The sequence below is a fragment of the Citrobacter sp. Cpo069 genome (assembly GCF_030332785.1).
Classification (GTDB): Bacteria; Pseudomonadota; Gammaproteobacteria; order Enterobacterales; family Enterobacteriaceae; genus Citrobacter; species Citrobacter portucalensis.
In genome coordinates this window covers 45,367-59,397 of the sequence record NZ_JAOWHD010000059.1, presented here as the reverse complement: position 1 = coordinate 59,397, position 14,031 = coordinate 45,367, and the positions used below count along the sequence as shown (strand labels likewise).

General features: G+C 50.6%; 14 protein-coding genes. 10 read left to right on the top strand and 4 right to left on the bottom strand.

The window, feature by feature from the left end; all coding sequences use genetic code 11:
- The first annotated feature begins 23 nt into the window (after nt 1-23).
- From sad to OGY08_RS16225, 7 genes are all read left to right on the top strand, one after another.
- Nucleotides 24-1,412 (top strand): succinate-semialdehyde dehydrogenase, encoded by a 1,389-nt coding sequence (sad, locus tag OGY08_RS16255; protein ID WP_125363454.1) that lies wholly within the window; start codon nt 24-26, stop codon nt 1,410-1,412.
- A gap of 103 nt (nt 1,413-1,515) precedes the next feature.
- Nucleotides 1,516-3,093 (top strand): methyl-accepting chemotaxis protein, encoded by a 1,578-nt coding sequence (locus OGY08_RS16250; protein WP_100272483.1) that lies wholly within the window; start codon nt 1,516-1,518, stop codon nt 3,091-3,093.
- A 62-nt stretch (nt 3,094-3,155) separates the two neighbouring features.
- Nucleotides 3,156-4,082, top strand: a complete 927-nt coding sequence (glsB, locus tag OGY08_RS16245) for a glutaminase B (protein WP_003832944.1) — start codon at nt 3,156-3,158, stop codon at nt 4,080-4,082.
- Nucleotides 4,082-4,441, top strand: coding sequence for a DUF4186 domain-containing protein (locus tag OGY08_RS16240; protein WP_008784753.1), 360 nt, complete (start codon nt 4,082-4,084; stop codon nt 4,439-4,441). Before glsB ends, OGY08_RS16240 begins: the two co-directional genes overlap by 1 nt.
- A gap of 80 nt (nt 4,442-4,521) precedes the next feature.
- Complete coding sequence (locus OGY08_RS16235) at nt 4,522-5,049, top strand: GNAT family N-acetyltransferase (protein ID WP_125363453.1); 528 nt, start codon at nt 4,522-4,524, stop codon at nt 5,047-5,049.
- 106 nt (nt 5,050-5,155) lie between these two features.
- Complete coding sequence (locus OGY08_RS16230) at nt 5,156-6,607, top strand: tagaturonate reductase (protein WP_125363452.1); 1,452 nt, start codon at nt 5,156-5,158, stop codon at nt 6,605-6,607.
- Nucleotides 6,608-6,822: 215 nt separating this feature from the next.
- Nucleotides 6,823-7,737: a bestrophin family protein gene (locus tag OGY08_RS16225; protein WP_125363451.1), complete on the top strand. Its 915-nt coding sequence runs from the start codon at nt 6,823-6,825 to the stop codon at nt 7,735-7,737.
- Here the strand turns inward: OGY08_RS16225 and OGY08_RS16220 are convergent.
- Both OGY08_RS16220 and tam read right to left on the bottom strand, forming a co-directional pair.
- On the bottom strand, nt 7,734-8,111 hold the full coding sequence (locus tag OGY08_RS16220) for a GFA family protein (protein WP_003832953.1): 378 nt from the start codon (nt 8,109-8,111) through the stop codon (nt 7,734-7,736). The genes OGY08_RS16225 and OGY08_RS16220 overlap by 4 nt on opposite strands.
- 131 nt (nt 8,112-8,242) lie before the next feature.
- Nucleotides 8,243-9,001: a trans-aconitate 2-methyltransferase gene (gene tam / locus OGY08_RS16215; protein ID WP_048226509.1), complete on the bottom strand. Its 759-nt coding sequence runs from the start codon at nt 8,999-9,001 to the stop codon at nt 8,243-8,245.
- A gap of 110 nt (nt 9,002-9,111) precedes the next feature.
- Between tam and OGY08_RS16210 the strand changes: the two genes are divergently transcribed.
- Entirely contained in the window at nt 9,112-9,633 is a 522-nt protein-coding gene (locus OGY08_RS16210; protein WP_103014886.1) for a GNAT family N-acetyltransferase, read from the top strand.
- A 9-nt stretch (nt 9,634-9,642) separates the two neighbouring features.
- Here OGY08_RS16210 and OGY08_RS16205 read toward each other — a convergent pair whose 3' ends face one another.
- Both OGY08_RS16205 and OGY08_RS16200 read right to left on the bottom strand, forming a co-directional pair.
- Nucleotides 9,643-10,479 (bottom strand): DMT family transporter, encoded by an 837-nt coding sequence (locus tag OGY08_RS16205; protein ID WP_125363450.1) that lies wholly within the window; start codon nt 10,477-10,479, stop codon nt 9,643-9,645.
- 52 nt (nt 10,480-10,531) lie between these two features.
- Nucleotides 10,532-10,909 carry a hypothetical protein gene (locus OGY08_RS16200; RefSeq protein WP_020996403.1) on the bottom strand — a complete coding sequence of 126 codons (378 nt, stop codon included), beginning with the start codon at nt 10,907-10,909 and terminating at the stop codon, nt 10,532-10,534.
- Nucleotides 10,910-11,289: 380 nt separating this feature from the next.
- On the opposite strand from OGY08_RS16200, the gene OGY08_RS16195 reads away from it, so the two are divergent.
- Nucleotides 11,290-12,903, top strand: coding sequence for a mechanosensitive ion channel family protein (locus OGY08_RS16195; protein WP_125363449.1), 1,614 nt, complete (start codon nt 11,290-11,292; stop codon nt 12,901-12,903).
- A complete protein-coding gene (locus OGY08_RS16190) occupies nt 12,903-14,018 on the top strand; it encodes a BamA/TamA family outer membrane protein (protein WP_502873289.1) in 1,116 nt (371 codons plus the stop codon). The genes OGY08_RS16195 and OGY08_RS16190 overlap by 1 nt, the downstream gene beginning before the upstream one ends.
- Nucleotides 14,019-14,031 lie beyond the last annotated feature (13 nt).

Below are 14,031 nucleotides of genomic sequence, written 5' to 3'. Positions count from 1 at the left end.
CCCTGCGATAAAGAGAGGCACTTATGACTATCACAGCAGCAACACATGCGATTTCCATTGACCCTGCCAGCGGTGAAAGGCTGACGGCGACGCCGTGGGCCAGCGCGGAAGAGATTGATCATGCGCTGAACCTTGCCGCGAATGGCTATAGCGAATGGAAACATACTTCCGTTGAGCACCGTGCGCAAACGCTGCGCCAGATCGGGCAATCTCTGCGCCATCGTGCGGAAGAGATGGCGCAGTGTATCTCACGTGAAATGGGTAAACCCATTAAGCAGGCGCGTGCTGAAGTCGCCAAGTCAGCTGCATTGTGTGACTGGTACGCCGAGCATGGACCGGCGATGCTCAATCCGGAACCTACGCTGGTGGAGAATAACCAGGCAGTGATTGAATATCGTCCGCTAGGAACCATTCTGGCGATCATGCCGTGGAACTTCCCGCTCTGGCAGGTAATGCGAGGTGCCGTCCCGATTCTGTTGGCCGGAAATGGCTACCTGTTAAAGCATGCGCCTAACGTAACCGGCTGTGCTGCAATTATTGCGCAGGTTTTCGCTGATGCTGGTGTACCCGCGGGGGTTTACGGTTGGGTGAATGCCGATAACACCGGGGTCAGTCAGATGATCAATGACCCGCGTATTACGGCGGTAACGGTGACAGGCAGTGTACGTGCCGGTGCGGCGATTGGCGCTCAGGCTGGGGCCGCTCTGAAAAAATGTGTGCTTGAACTGGGCGGCTCCGATCCGTTTATTGTCCTCAATGATGCTGACCTCGATCTGGCCGTTAAGGCGGCGGTCGCTGGGCGTTATCAGAACACCGGGCAGGTTTGTGCGGCAGCCAAGCGCTTTATTATTGAAGAAGGGATTGCGGCAGAGTTTACTTCACGCTTTGTGGCCGCTGCGAGCGCGCTCAAAATGGGGGATCCGCTGAACGAAGAAAACGATCTGGGGCCGATGGCGCGATTTGATCTGCGTGATGAGCTGCACCAGCAGGTAGAAGCCACCCTTTCCGAAGGGGCACGGTTACTTCTCGGCGGGGAAAAAATTGCGGGTCAGGGCAATTACTATGCCGTGACGGTACTGGGCGATGTCACTCCAGAGATGACGGCGTTCCGCCAGGAGCTGTTTGGTCCGGTTGCGGCAATTACCGTGGCGAAGAATGCTGAACATGCCTTAGCGCTGGCGAATGACAGTGATTTCGGCTTATCCGCCACGGTGTTTACTGCGGATGAAGCGCTGGCGCAGAAGATGGCGTCACGCCTGGAGTGTGGTGGCGTATTTATCAATGGTTACAGCGCCAGCGATGCTCGCGTTGCGTTTGGTGGTGTGAAGAAAAGTGGCTTTGGCCGCGAACTTTCTCACTTTGGCCTGCATGAGTTTTGTAACGTGCAGACCGTCTGGAAAAACCGCCTTTGATGGTGTGGGTGCCTCCGCTGGGGGCACCTGTCTTATTTCTGCAATTTTTCTGTCATTTACTCTCCGTACACTCGCAGCTAACGCTTTGATACAGAAGAGTAATATGAACATAACGCAAATTTTCCATCGTCTAATACCCCGTCAGTTCGGTCTGTTAACCGGCATTTTTTGCATTATTGCGCTGTTCTCTGTTTTGCAGGTCGTGTCCTCCTTGATGCTCTCGGCCTCAGTCAGCGACGCACAGCATAATGAAGGGCGTAATCAACTCGCGCTTTTGCAGCAGGCAAAGGTCGATGAAGCGCGGGTGGCGTTATTATCTGCCAGCGATTTACTTAACCGTGCGGGAATTTATTTTATGCAGGATGCCGCCACCGGTTCGGACGGGAGTTGGCGTCCGTTAATGGAAGAGGCGTATCGGGCGCTGGCGCAGTCAAAAAGTGCATGGGATGCCTGGCGGGATATGAAGCCGCAGTCGGATCCGGATCTAACGGAGAGCTATCAGCGTTTTTATAGCGGTATTCAGGAGCAGGCGGATGGGCTGACGCAGTCAGGTTCCATTGATGCGTTTTTTGCCGTACCCGTGCAGGCCTTTCAGACAGACTTTAACGGTAATTACGCGCGCTTTCAGCAGGACAGTGGGCGACATGCGGAAGCTGGGCGTCAGCAGCTGTTGACCAGTCTTGAGCGTTTACAGAATCTATTTTTGTTTTTTCCTCTGGTGCTGGTGGTTATCGCCTTTCTGGTCTGGCGTAGTATGTTCCGTTGGGTGATTATGCCGCTGCGACGGCTGATCGATCATATCGATATTTTAGCGGCGGGTGATCTTTCTCGGCCAGCCCCGCAGGTGAGTCAGTTTAATCGGGAAGTGACGCAATTAAGTTCGCGTATTGCTGCAATGCAGCAGGGGCTCTGCGCGCTGGTGCGGCAGGTGAATGATGCCACCACCGCAATGGTAGGAAATATCAACGAACTTGCGCAGAACAATAAACAACTATACCAGCAGTCGGCAAAACAAAGTGAAGAGTTGAGCACTGTGACATCGCATATTTCGGTTCTGGAAACGCATGTTGAGGATAACAGTGGCTTTGCTGAACTGGCGAATCAACGCGCAGTGCAGGCGCGTGATATTGCGGCAGGTGGAGACCGAATGATGGCGACGGTAAATGCGTCAATGCAGGCGATTGTGACTCGCTCGTCTGAAATGCGAGGGATTACAACGCTTATCGACAACATTGCATTTCAGACAAATATCCTGGCTCTCAACGCCGCAATCGAGGCAGCACATGCCGGGGAGCAAGGGCGCGGGTTTGCCGTAGTTGCGAAAGAAGTTGGGCTGCTGGCGCGGAAAAGCGGTCAGTCTACGCAAAACATTCAGACACTGATTAAACACTCCTTACAGGGCATTGAAGAGGGCTTTCACGCGGTTAACGGACTGGATAAGAATTTGCAGCAGGTTATCGCACTGGTGGAAAACCTCGGCGCGTTACTGAACGACATTTCGACTGCAACGTTAAATCAGGGGAACAGTATTCATCAGTTAACCCGTCAGCTCCATGTCCTGAACGGCGAAGCCCGACAAACCAGTGATCTGGTGAATGCTGCATCTGATTCTTCCTTACAGCTTCACCATGAATCTAACCAGCTTATGCAGGCCGTGGCCAGATTCCGCCTTCCGGCCTGACGCTGCGTATCCAGCTCTGTTATACTCGCAGGCCTTTCATACCTGCGAGCAAGGAGCATGTTGTGGCCAGGGCCATGGACAATTCAATTTTAGAGACCATTGTGCAGCAGGTTCGTCCGCTGATTGGTCAGGGTAAAGTCGCTGACTACATTCCGGCATTAGCCTCCGTCGACGGTTCAAAACTGGGTATTGCTATCTGTACCGTTGATGGACAGCACTATCAGGCGGGAGATGCGCAAGAACGTTTTTCTATTCAGTCGATTTCAAAGGTGCTCAGTCTGGTCGTGGCGATGCGTCACTATCAGGAAGAGGAGATCTGGCAGCGCGTCGGCAAAGATCCTTCCGGTCATCCTTTTAACTCCCTGGTGCAGCTGGAAATGGAGCAGGGTATCCCTCGCAACCCCTTTATTAATGCCGGGGCGCTGGTGGTTTGCGATATGCTGCAAGGGCGTCTAAGCGCACCGCGTCAACGGATGCTGGAAGTGGTGCGGGCATTAAGCGGCGTTTCGGATATCGCCTATGATGCGACGGTCGCGCGATCGGAGTTTGAGCACTCGGCGCGTAACGCCGCTATTGCATGGTTGATGAAATCCTTCGGCAATTTTCACCATGACGTGCCCACCGTTTTGCAGAACTACTTTCACTACTGCGCGCTGAAAATGAGCTGTGTGGAACTGGCGCGGACTTTTGTCTTTTTGGCAAATCAAGGGCATGCATTTCATCTTGCTGAGCCTGTGGTCACTCCGATGCAGGCCCGGCAGATCAATGCGCTGATGGCGACCAGCGGCATGTATCAGAACGCAGGGGAATTTGCCTGGCGGGTCGGGCTTCCGGCGAAATCTGGCGTGGGTGGCGGCATCGTGGCGATCGTGCCACACGAGATGGCGATTGCTGTCTGGAGTCCGGAACTGGATCCGGCGGGAAATTCACTGGCCGGTATCGCCGTGCTGGAGCAATTAACACAACAGCTGGGGCGCTCGGTTTACTGATGAAAACGCTCGATCCTCTTTTTGCCCGGCTGGCGAAATCAACGTTTCGCTCGCGGTTTCGTCTTGGTCAGAAAGAAAGGCAGTATTGTCTGGATAAAGGGGCGCCAGTTATCGAACAACATGCTGCGGATTTTATAGCTAAACGACTGGCACCTGCGTTTCCCGCCAATGATGGAAAACAGACTCCTATGCGTGGTCACCCGGTATTTATTGCTCAACATGCTACGGCGACGTGCTGTCGAGGGTGTCTGGCGAAATGGCATGATATACCTCAGGGTGTAGCGCTAAACGATGAACAGCAACGTTACGTTGTCACGGTTATTTACCACTGGCTAGTGCTCCAAATGAACAAGCCATAGATAACATTATCCTATGATATGCCCCCTTGTGTTGTTTAATTGTTAAAAGCAGTATGAAGGGGTCAATCTAAGGAGAAACCATGGCTTCCGGCAAACCCTGCTTTGTGCTGAGCGCGGCACAGATTCTGTCGCGAATCGACGAGCTCAGCGATGTTCTTGAACAGTGCGTCAATGACGGCGCCTCCATCAGTTTTATGCTGCCCTTTAATCGCGAAAAATCAGAGCCTTTCTGGATGAAGGTCGCGCAAAGTGTTTCTCGCGGAGAACGGATCGTTCTTGGTACGCAGAATGCGCTGGGGGTGCTTGTCGGTACCGTCCAACTCATTATCGATCAACCCGAAAATCAACCTCATCATGCTGATGTCGCCAAACTGCTGGTTCACCCCTCAGCGCGACGCGGTGGCCTGGCCCGTGAATTGATGAACGAACTGGAAAGTTGCGCGCGTCAACAAGGTAAAACGCTGCTGGTGCTTGATACGGCGACGGGCAGTGGTGCGGAGTTGTTCTACCACAATTGTGGGTGGAAAAAGGTAGGGGTGATACCTGACTATGCCCAAATGCCCGATGGTATGCTGACCGGAACCACACTTTTCTATAAAACGCTCTAATTTGTCGCCGGGGATTGATCAAAACAGGGTTTCAATGTATTAAAGTTTGCTAACCTATTGGACCAATTCAATCAGGTTGTATGACTAATCATAAAGGGAACCCATTGTGCAAACACTAAATCGTCGCGATTTCCCCGGTGCTCAGTATCCTGAACGTATTATTCAGTTTGGTGAAGGAAACTTCCTGCGCGCCTTTGTAGACTGGCAGGTAGATCTGCTGAACGAACATACCGATCTGAACGCTGGTGTGGTCATTGTTCGTCCTATCGAAAGTTCCTTCCCGCCATCGCTGAGTACGCAGGATGGCCTCTATACCACTATCATTCGTGGTTTGAATGAGAAGGGCGAGGCCGTCAGTGATGCCCGTCTAATTCGTTCAGTTAACCGTGAAATCAGCGTCTATAGCGAATACGATGAGTTCCTGAAGCTGGCGCATAATCCTGATATGCGTTTTGTGTTCTCTAACACCACGGAAGCAGGTATCAGTTACCACGCGGGCGATAAGTTTGACGACGCGCCAGCAGTTAGTTATCCGGCTAAACTGACGCGTCTGCTGTTCGAACGCTTCAGCTATTTTAACGGCGCATTGGATAAAGGCTGGATTATCATCCCTTGCGAACTGATTGATTATAACGGTGATGCACTGCGTGAACTGGTTCTGCGCTACGCTCAGGAGTGGGCGCTACCGGAAGCATTTATTCAGTGGTTGGATCAAGCCAACGCATTTTGTTCCACGCTGGTGGACCGCATTGTTACCGGTTATCCGCGTGACGAAGTAGCGCAACTTGAAGCTGAGCTTGGCTATCATGATGCATTCCTGGATACGGCTGAACACTTCTATCTGTTTGTCATTCAGGGGCCAAAGTCATTAGCCGCCGAACTAGGTCTGGATAAGTATCCGCTGAATGTCCTGATCGTGGATGACATCAAACCGTACAAAGAGCGCAAAGTGGCGATTCTCAACGGTGCTCACACCGCGCTGGTCCCTGTTGCCTGGCAGGCAGGGTTGGACACCGTGGGCGAGGCGATGAATGACGCTGAGATTTGTGCTTTCGTGGAGAAAGCGATCTATGAAGAGATCATTCCGGTACTGGATTTACCACGTGATGAGTTAGCTTCTTTCGCCAGCGCGGTAACCGGTCGATTCTGCAACCCGTATATAAAACATCAGCTGCTGTCGATTGCCCTGAATGGCATGACCAAGTTCCGCACCCGTATATTGCCGCAACTGCTGGCAGGGCAACAGGCCAGCGGTAAGCTGCCGGCGCGTTTGACGTTTGCACTTGCCGCGTTAATTGCTTTTTATCGTGGAGAGCGCAACGGTGAGTCTTATCCGGTTCAGGATGATGCGCACTGGATAGAACGTTTTCAACAGCTGTGGTCCCAGCATCGCGATCGCCAGATAAGTACCGAAGCGTTGGTCAAATCTGTACTGGGTGTCAAAGAACACTGGGAACAAGATCTGACGCAGGTTTCTGGACTGGTGGAACAGGTCTCTGCCGATCTGGATACCATTCTGGCAAAAGGTATGCGTGAAGCCGTTAAGCCACTGTGCTAAGACGACTACCGATAACCCGGCTCAGGCCGGGTTTTTTCTGGATATACATTAGTTACAACATACTGTGTGGTTTATATCATAAACCAGGTCTGTGACTTAGGTGCGGCTTCATTTTAAGCAGGGCCAAAGTTGTTGGGATAATGTTGCGATTAACTTGCAACATTGATCGCTATCGCGTCTAATGTGACGGATTTCACATTTTCCCGAAGATAACCATGATCGTTCGTCCCCAACAACACTGGCTGCGCCTGATATTCGTCTGGCATGGTTCCGTATTATCTAAAATATTTTCACGACTGCTGCTGAACTTCCTGCTCTCCATCGCCGTTATCATCATGTTGCCCTGGTATACGATGTTGGGTATCAAATTTACCCTGGCACCGTTCAGTATTCTGGGCGTGGCGATTGCTATCTTTTTAGGTTTTCGCAATAACGCCTGCTATTCACGTTATGTCGAAGCCCGACACCTGTGGGGGCAGTTGATGATTGCTTCCCGGTCACTACTTCGCGAGGTGAAAACCACCTTACCGGATGACGCCGAACTGGGGCAGTTTGTTCGTCTGCAAATCGCATTTGCCCACTGTTTACGCATGACATTACGTCGAAACCCACAGGCAGAGCCGTTGGCGAAATATCTCAGCGAGAAAGATCTGCAGACGGTATTTGCCGCACAATCGCCAGCAAACCGAATTTTGTTGCTGATGGGGGAGTGGTTGGCCGTGCGCAGACGTGATAGGCAGCTGTCCGATATATTATTTCATAGTTTAAACAACAGATTAAATGATATGTCGGCAGTACTGGCAGGTTGTGAGCGAATCGCGAATACACCCGTTCCGTTTGCTTATACTTTGATCCTTCATCGCACTGTTTATCTGTTTTGTATCATGCTGCCATTCGCGTTGGTGGTGGATCTTCACTACATGACGCCGTTTATTTCGGTGCTGATTTCCTATACTTTTATCTCGCTTGATGCGCTTGCGGAAGAGCTTGAAGATCCGTTTGGTACTGAGAACAATGACCTGCCGCTGGATGCGATTTGCAATGCAATCGAAATCGATTTACTGCAAATGAACGATGAAACCAATGTGCCAGCAAAACATATGCCGGATAAACATTACCAACTAACTTAGTTTCGTTCTGTTTCCCACCATGCTGGCCGCATATCAGAAAACGAATGAAACTCCGGCGCCAGATCTTCATCATTAGGATCGTCAAAAGCGCCGGCTAAAAGCGCAATGACCGGAGCGTCATCGATGGCGCCCACGGAACTACCGCACTGAGGGCAAAAAGCCCGACTGGTGGTTTCAGATGAGCGCCAGGTTGTCGGTTTTCCGGCTTTTCCCGTCCATTCTACATTTTCTGCATCAAACTCAATCCAGACGACGGTCGGGGCCCCCGTATGTTTCCGGCATATATCGCATGAGCAGGTATGGGAATTATTAGGACTGCTGGCAGTGAAGCGGATCGAGCCACACAGACACCCACCAATGTAGACTTTAGACATAACAACTCCCGTCAGAAACATGTGGCAAGACACTAGCAGATGCCAGACATAGTCACTAGATCCTTATGATAAAAAGGCGAGGGCGCGCATACTCGGTAGCCCAGTCCTGTGATCTGTCTGATGATAAACGCTTAACTATTGCGTCTGGCAACAATAAACAACCGCGGAAATGCCAGCAAAATATTGCCGTTTTCCTGCAACGGATATTGATCCTGAAGCAGTTCATGGTAGCGAGCCAGGTAATGACGCTGCTCGCTTTCGCTCAAATCCTGCAACCAGGGGCGTAGTCCCGTTGAGCTTACCCAGTCGATAATCGCCTGATGCGAATCCATAATGTGATAATACGTTGTACGCCAGATATCTACATCACAACCCGCTTCGGTCAAAATATCATAGTAGGCGTGAACGCCAGGAAGCGGAGCACGCCCCCGGTCGGGGTAATCTTGTTCATAAGCCACTTCGCGCATCAGTACATGCGTGGGCTCCAGCCAGTTATCCGGCATTTGCACGGCCAGAACACCGTTGTGACTCAGTTGTGAGACCAAATGTGGGAATAATTCATAGTGATCGGGCACCCACTGTAACGACGCATTTGCATAAAGCAGATCCACGGGATGCTCGGGCTGAAACTGGCTAATATCCGCTTCGATAAAATAGCAGTCAGGTAATGCGTTGCGCGCTTCATTCAGCATAGCAGGTGAAGAATCGACACCTGTTGTCTTTGCCGTGGGCCAGCGCTGATGCAGCAATGCCGTACTGTTTCCCGGACCACAACCAAGATCAACAACTGAGCGGACATTTTCTAACGCCACACGGCTGAGTAATTCTGCTGCGGGTCTTGAACGTTCAGTTGCATATTGCAGATAAAGCGAAGGGTTCCAGTCGGCCATGTATAAATCTCCAGTATGAGAGGAAAAGTCGGAAAAGGACGTTATAAGACCTTGCCGATGAGCCACTTATTTTAGAAGATTATATGAAAATGAATGATAAGGGCAGGAATATGCTGGAAACATCAAGGTTGATATTACGACAGTGGGAGGCTAAAGACCGAGCCCCTTTTGCTGCACTCAATGCCGATTCTGACGTGATGCGTTTTTTCCCCGCGCCGCTACAGAAAGCTGAAAGCGATAACCTGGCCGATAGATTTAGTGAAGGTATTGCAGAACGCGGCTGGGGATTTTGGGCCGTAGAGCTAAAAGAAACACACCAGTTTGTGGGCTGTGTGGGGTTGCATCCACAACCTGATAAATTTTATTTTTCACCCTGTACCGAAATTGGCTGGCGGCTTGCTAAAGCATACTGGCACCAGGGGCTGGCGTTAGAAGCCGCGCAAGCGAGTCTTGCATTTGCTTTTGACGTACTGGCGCTAAATGAAGTCGTTTCATTTACTTCTGTGCTGAATAAACCGTCAGAGAATCTGATGATACGACTTGGTATGAATAAAACAGAAGAGTTTACGCATCCCGCGTTGCCGCCAGATCATCGATTGGCACAACATGTTCTGTATCGTCTTTGCCGATAATTAATCAGTCTATTTTGCTCCTTTTCTCATATCAGAGAAAATAACTAAGCCAATTCCAGCCAAAATAATGATGCTTGCGAGAAGGATTCTGACGGTGAGCGTTTCGCCCAAAAATATGATCCCACCGAGAGTGGCCAGACAAGGTACGCTGAGTTGAATAGTACTGGCCGTTGTGGACCTGAGTAAGGGGAGCAATGAATACCAGAGCAGATATGCACCTCCCGATGTAATTGCACCAGAAAGCACGCCCAGAACTAATCCATATATATCAATATGAAGATGAGAGCGGAAGAACAGAGGAATAATCAATGCGACCGGGATTGCCAGGATGAAATTCCCCCCGGTAGAGGCAGCAGCATCCGTGATTTTTTTCCCTGTGATACTGTAGAACGCCCAGGCTAACCCAGCAATAACCATCATTATTGCAGCATACAGGGAAGGGCGTTCTGCACCAGGAAGCAGCAATATGGCTATTCCAGCCAATGCTCCGAGTATTCCTGTTATTTTTAAAATTACGAGCTTTTCTCCCTGAGCTATCCCCCATACTGTCATGACGAGCTGAACGGTACCAAAGAGCAGCAGGGCACCAGCGCCGGTGCTGAGAGAAACATAGGCAATGGAGAATGAAAAAACATAGATGCAAAGTAGCAGGGCATTTAACCACTTGAATTCAAATTTTCTGCTGTCAGATGTTATCGCAATAAATAAAAAAAGGGCAATTGCGCCACTTATCAACCGGAGGCTGCTGAATGAAATAGCATCAGCATGCATCCCCTTCAACGCGAGTCGGCAAAGTACGGAGTTGCCGGCAAATGCGACCATTGCGATGATGATTCTGATGAGCAAGATAACGTCCTTTAGTCGATACGATAATTAGTAAAAGATGCAGGTGTTGTCTTTAAAAACAGGTGTGTTGATTAACATAATTGCCAACATCAACGACTCTATTCGTGTTGGGATCGACATTAAGAACGACAAAACGCATTTGTGGGCAGAACAGCTCTGCACTTTTCTTGCTGCATTCAGTTTGTAGCCATCGATGCTCACCCTGTTCGGTTACAACCGTGTTCACGTTTCCGTATTCGCTGCACACAAAACCTTTTTCAGTTGCTCTTTGCCTTGCTGCCTCCAGGCTCAGACCAATAACATTCAGCTCATCGACCTCTTTGGCATGTGTGCTGTCGGAAACACGGGTTAATGTGCAGCTCGTCAGCGTAGAGGTAAATAGTAGCAAGAGCATGAAGCGTAGGATGGTTTTGCTTTTTTTGTTTCGCATTGTCCGATATGTACTCAATTTTATTATCGTATTTCTGAAAGTAAGTGAAGTCACCGGGTTCAGTATATAACGAACGATTACATACCATTGCTAAAAAATCACAGATGTGCGGCTTTATATTTTTAAATGAAAGCTTCCAAAGCCAAAATCTCATGACGTAATAATTGAGACTATGTACTTTTGGTCAGAGGTATGCGTTTCAAATTAGCGACGATGAAGATAAGAGCCTTCCCAGAGACATGTCATCTTTCACATCAAATGAAGATCTCATTCTCACTAACATTGCGTAAGTGAAAGGCTGGTCTATGCTAAAAAAAGCAATCAAATTTGCGTTGGCTTTTTGAATAATAACGATAATTCTCGCGTTTTCGGTGGCGAATATGAACAGGATTGTGATCGCTTTTTTAATGTGCTTTCTTTCCTCTTTGGTTGTTAACACATATGCGGCGGAACCTCGTCAGGAACCCACCGAAAAGGAACGCGCGCGAACGGTTTATATTTTTCATCAACCGATTGTCATGCTCCAGGCGAAATTCGGCCTTACCACGCCAGAAGAGCGGGTGCTGCGCATCCGCAATACGCTACGAAATTTCACTGAAGCCGATGTTCGCGAACCGTTACAGGTTGTGTCGGTCACGCGTTATAACCAGCCGGGAAGGCTTATCGTGATGAACGGTAAACCGGTGATGTTGCTGACACAAGGCGATCTCGACGAAGGAGACGATCTTACGCTCGACCAGGCGGCGCAGCGCGTACTGGCGCGCATGGAGGCGCAGCGGTCTGCATTGAACGATCAGTATAACAGCGGCTGGCTGGCGCTGTCGGCGGTGAAAACGGTGGCTGGTCTGGTGGGACTGGTGCTGTTTTGGTTCGGTGCATACCGTTCCTGGCGTTGGGTCAGACGTGTTTATCGTCGTCGCATTTTTGAGAACAAAAGCTGGATCCCCCAGAGTTGGCGGCGTTTTATCGGCGCTATCGAGACACGCCTGTACGCACTGTTGATGATCCTGCTGGGTATCGTTGCACTTTACGTTTGGCTGGGTTGGGTCTTTAGCCTGTTTCCCTGGACGCGCGTCTGGGGAGAGTCCCTCGGTGACTGGTCTGTACGCGTAGTGCGTGATATTGCATTGTCGATTGTCTCAGCGTTACCTGGCTTGATGATCGTCCTGATCATTTTTCTCATCACGGCGTTCATCCTGAAGTTGCTTAAAGTGGTTCTCAACCAGGTGGAAGCAGGGCGTTTGCAGTTGCCTGGAATTCACCCTGAAACCGTGGGCGCAACCCGGAAGTTGATCTCTGTGGTGGTGTGGCTCTTTGCGCTATCTGCAGCCTATCCCTTTTTGCCCGGTGCCAATTCACTGGCGTTTAAAGGTATCAGCGTTTTCTTTGGCCTGATGCTCACGCTGGGGTCGGCCGGGGTGATGAACCACGCAATGAGTGGACTGGTTTTGATCTATTCGCGCGCGCTGCGCAAAGGCGACATGATTCGGGTAGCGGACAACGAGGGATTGGTAAGCGAAATTGGTATGCTCGCGACCAAAATTATCACTCGTGAAAATTACGTGGTCACCGTGCCAAATGCGGTAGTGGTTAGTGGAAAAATTACTAACCTTAGCGCGCAAAGCACCAACGGCGGCGTCAACCTGACGGTCGGCGTTACCATTGGCTACGACACGCCCTGGCGCCAGGTCCACGCAATGCTGGAGTTGGCAGCCAAGCGTGCCAAAGGAATCGATCTTTCACAGCCGCCATTGGTGCGTCAGCTGAGTCTGATGGACTGGTATATTTCCTATGAATTGCAGGTGCGCCTGCTGCCGGATGTATCTCTGGCAGATGCCCGCAATGAACTGCACAGCAATATTCAGGACGTCTTCAACGAATTTAACGTGCAGATTATGTCTCCGAATTTTGTGCTACAGCCAGAAAACAGCGTGATGGTGGCCAAAGAGAATTGGTATACCGCACCCGCAACACCGCCAGAAGGCGGGAAATAATGCGTTGGTTTTTTCTGCTAATTCCTCTGCTGTGCTGGCGCGCTATGGCGACAGGGCTTATCGATCCTGAAGACGGCATGGTGGACATGAGCCGTTATTTACAAGAAAACCCGTACGGTTTTCTACCGATTCCGCTGGTTATTACCGAACCGGCCGTTGGTTATGGCGGCGGCCTGTTCGGTCTGTTTCTGCATGGCAAGGGACGACAGGTTGATGGGCAGTTTATTCCTCCGGCCATGAGCGCGTTTGGCGGTGGCGGAACGCAAAACGGTACCTGGTTTGTAGGTGGGGGGCATCGCCACACCTGGCAGGATGACCACATTCGCTATCTGGTTGCAGGAGGCTATGCCGATGTCAATCTGGATATATATTCCGGTGACGTATTGGGCTTTGGCAATAACCGGGCCGTGGAAACCGAAACTCGCGGTTATGGCGGTATGCAAAAGCTTCTCTTTCGCGCAGGGGATTCTCCCGTTTTTTTGGGAGCATCACAGTTCTGGGCAAAGATGGATATCTCTGCCCGCAATAATCCGCTCGTCAACCAGGTATGGCGGCAGCTATTGGGTGAAAGCAGCATCACCTCTGCATTGGGGCTGGTAGCGGAATACGACACAACCGATAACTTCTTTTGGCCCGGACGCGGGCTTTCTCTTAGCGGCGAGTATCAATTCTACGGCCATTATCTTGGGGGCGACTATCGCTACGACCTGCTGACGCTCGAAGGCAAGTTTTTCCTGCCACTGAACGCCGACTGGACGCTTTCACTTGCAGGGAACTATCAAACGCTGTCGCAGCAGGATAAACATCTGCCACCAATGGCGCGCCCTTATATCGAACTTCGTGGTATCTCTCGCTATCGCTACCAGGGGGATGACGTGAGTACCGTTCAGACGCAGTTAGCCTGGCAAATGTCGTCGCGTTGGATTGTTTTGGGTTTTGTCGGTGCTGGAAGTGCGGCAGACAGTACATCAGAGCTTTACCGTAGCGCAGAAGTGGCCTGGGGCAGCGGTATTCGATATTTGATTGCGCGCGAATACGGACTGCGTACCGGTGTAGATGTCGCTTTTAGCGATAACGAACAAGCAGTTTATTTTAATGTTGGCTCTGGCCTGTAGGGATGAGCGGAAT

Bases quoted from the DNA above. Each gene is read 5' to 3' on its own strand.
- OGY08_RS16200 (WP_020996403.1), bottom strand. From the start codon at position 10,909: ATGCGAAACAAAAAAAGCAAAACCATCCTACGCTTCATGCTCTTGCTA.
- OGY08_RS16225 (WP_125363451.1), top strand. From the start codon at position 6,823: ATGATCGTTCGTCCCCAACAACACTGGCTGCGCCTGATATTCGTCTGG.
- OGY08_RS16240 (WP_008784753.1), top strand. From the start codon at position 4,082: ATGAAAACGCTCGATCCTCTTTTTGCCCGGCTGGCGAAATCAACGTTT.
- OGY08_RS16250 (WP_100272483.1), top strand. From the start codon at position 1,516: ATGAACATAACGCAAATTTTCCATCGTCTAATACCCCGTCAGTTCGGT.
- OGY08_RS16195 (WP_125363449.1), top strand. From the start codon at position 11,290: ATGAACAGGATTGTGATCGCTTTTTTAATGTGCTTTCTTTCCTCTTTG.
- tam (WP_048226509.1), bottom strand. From the start codon at position 9,001: ATGGCCGACTGGAACCCTTCGCTTTATCTGCAATATGCAACTGAACGT.
- OGY08_RS16220 (WP_003832953.1), bottom strand. From the start codon at position 8,111: ATGTCTAAAGTCTACATTGGTGGGTGTCTGTGTGGCTCGATCCGCTTC.
- OGY08_RS16235 (WP_125363453.1), top strand. From the start codon at position 4,522: ATGGCTTCCGGCAAACCCTGCTTTGTGCTGAGCGCGGCACAGATTCTG.
- OGY08_RS16190 (WP_502873289.1), top strand. From the start codon at position 12,903: ATGCGTTGGTTTTTTCTGCTAATTCCTCTGCTGTGCTGGCGCGCTATG.
- OGY08_RS16210 (WP_103014886.1), top strand. From the start codon at position 9,112: ATGCTGGAAACATCAAGGTTGATATTACGACAGTGGGAGGCTAAAGAC.
- sad (WP_125363454.1), top strand. From the start codon at position 24: ATGACTATCACAGCAGCAACACATGCGATTTCCATTGACCCTGCCAGC.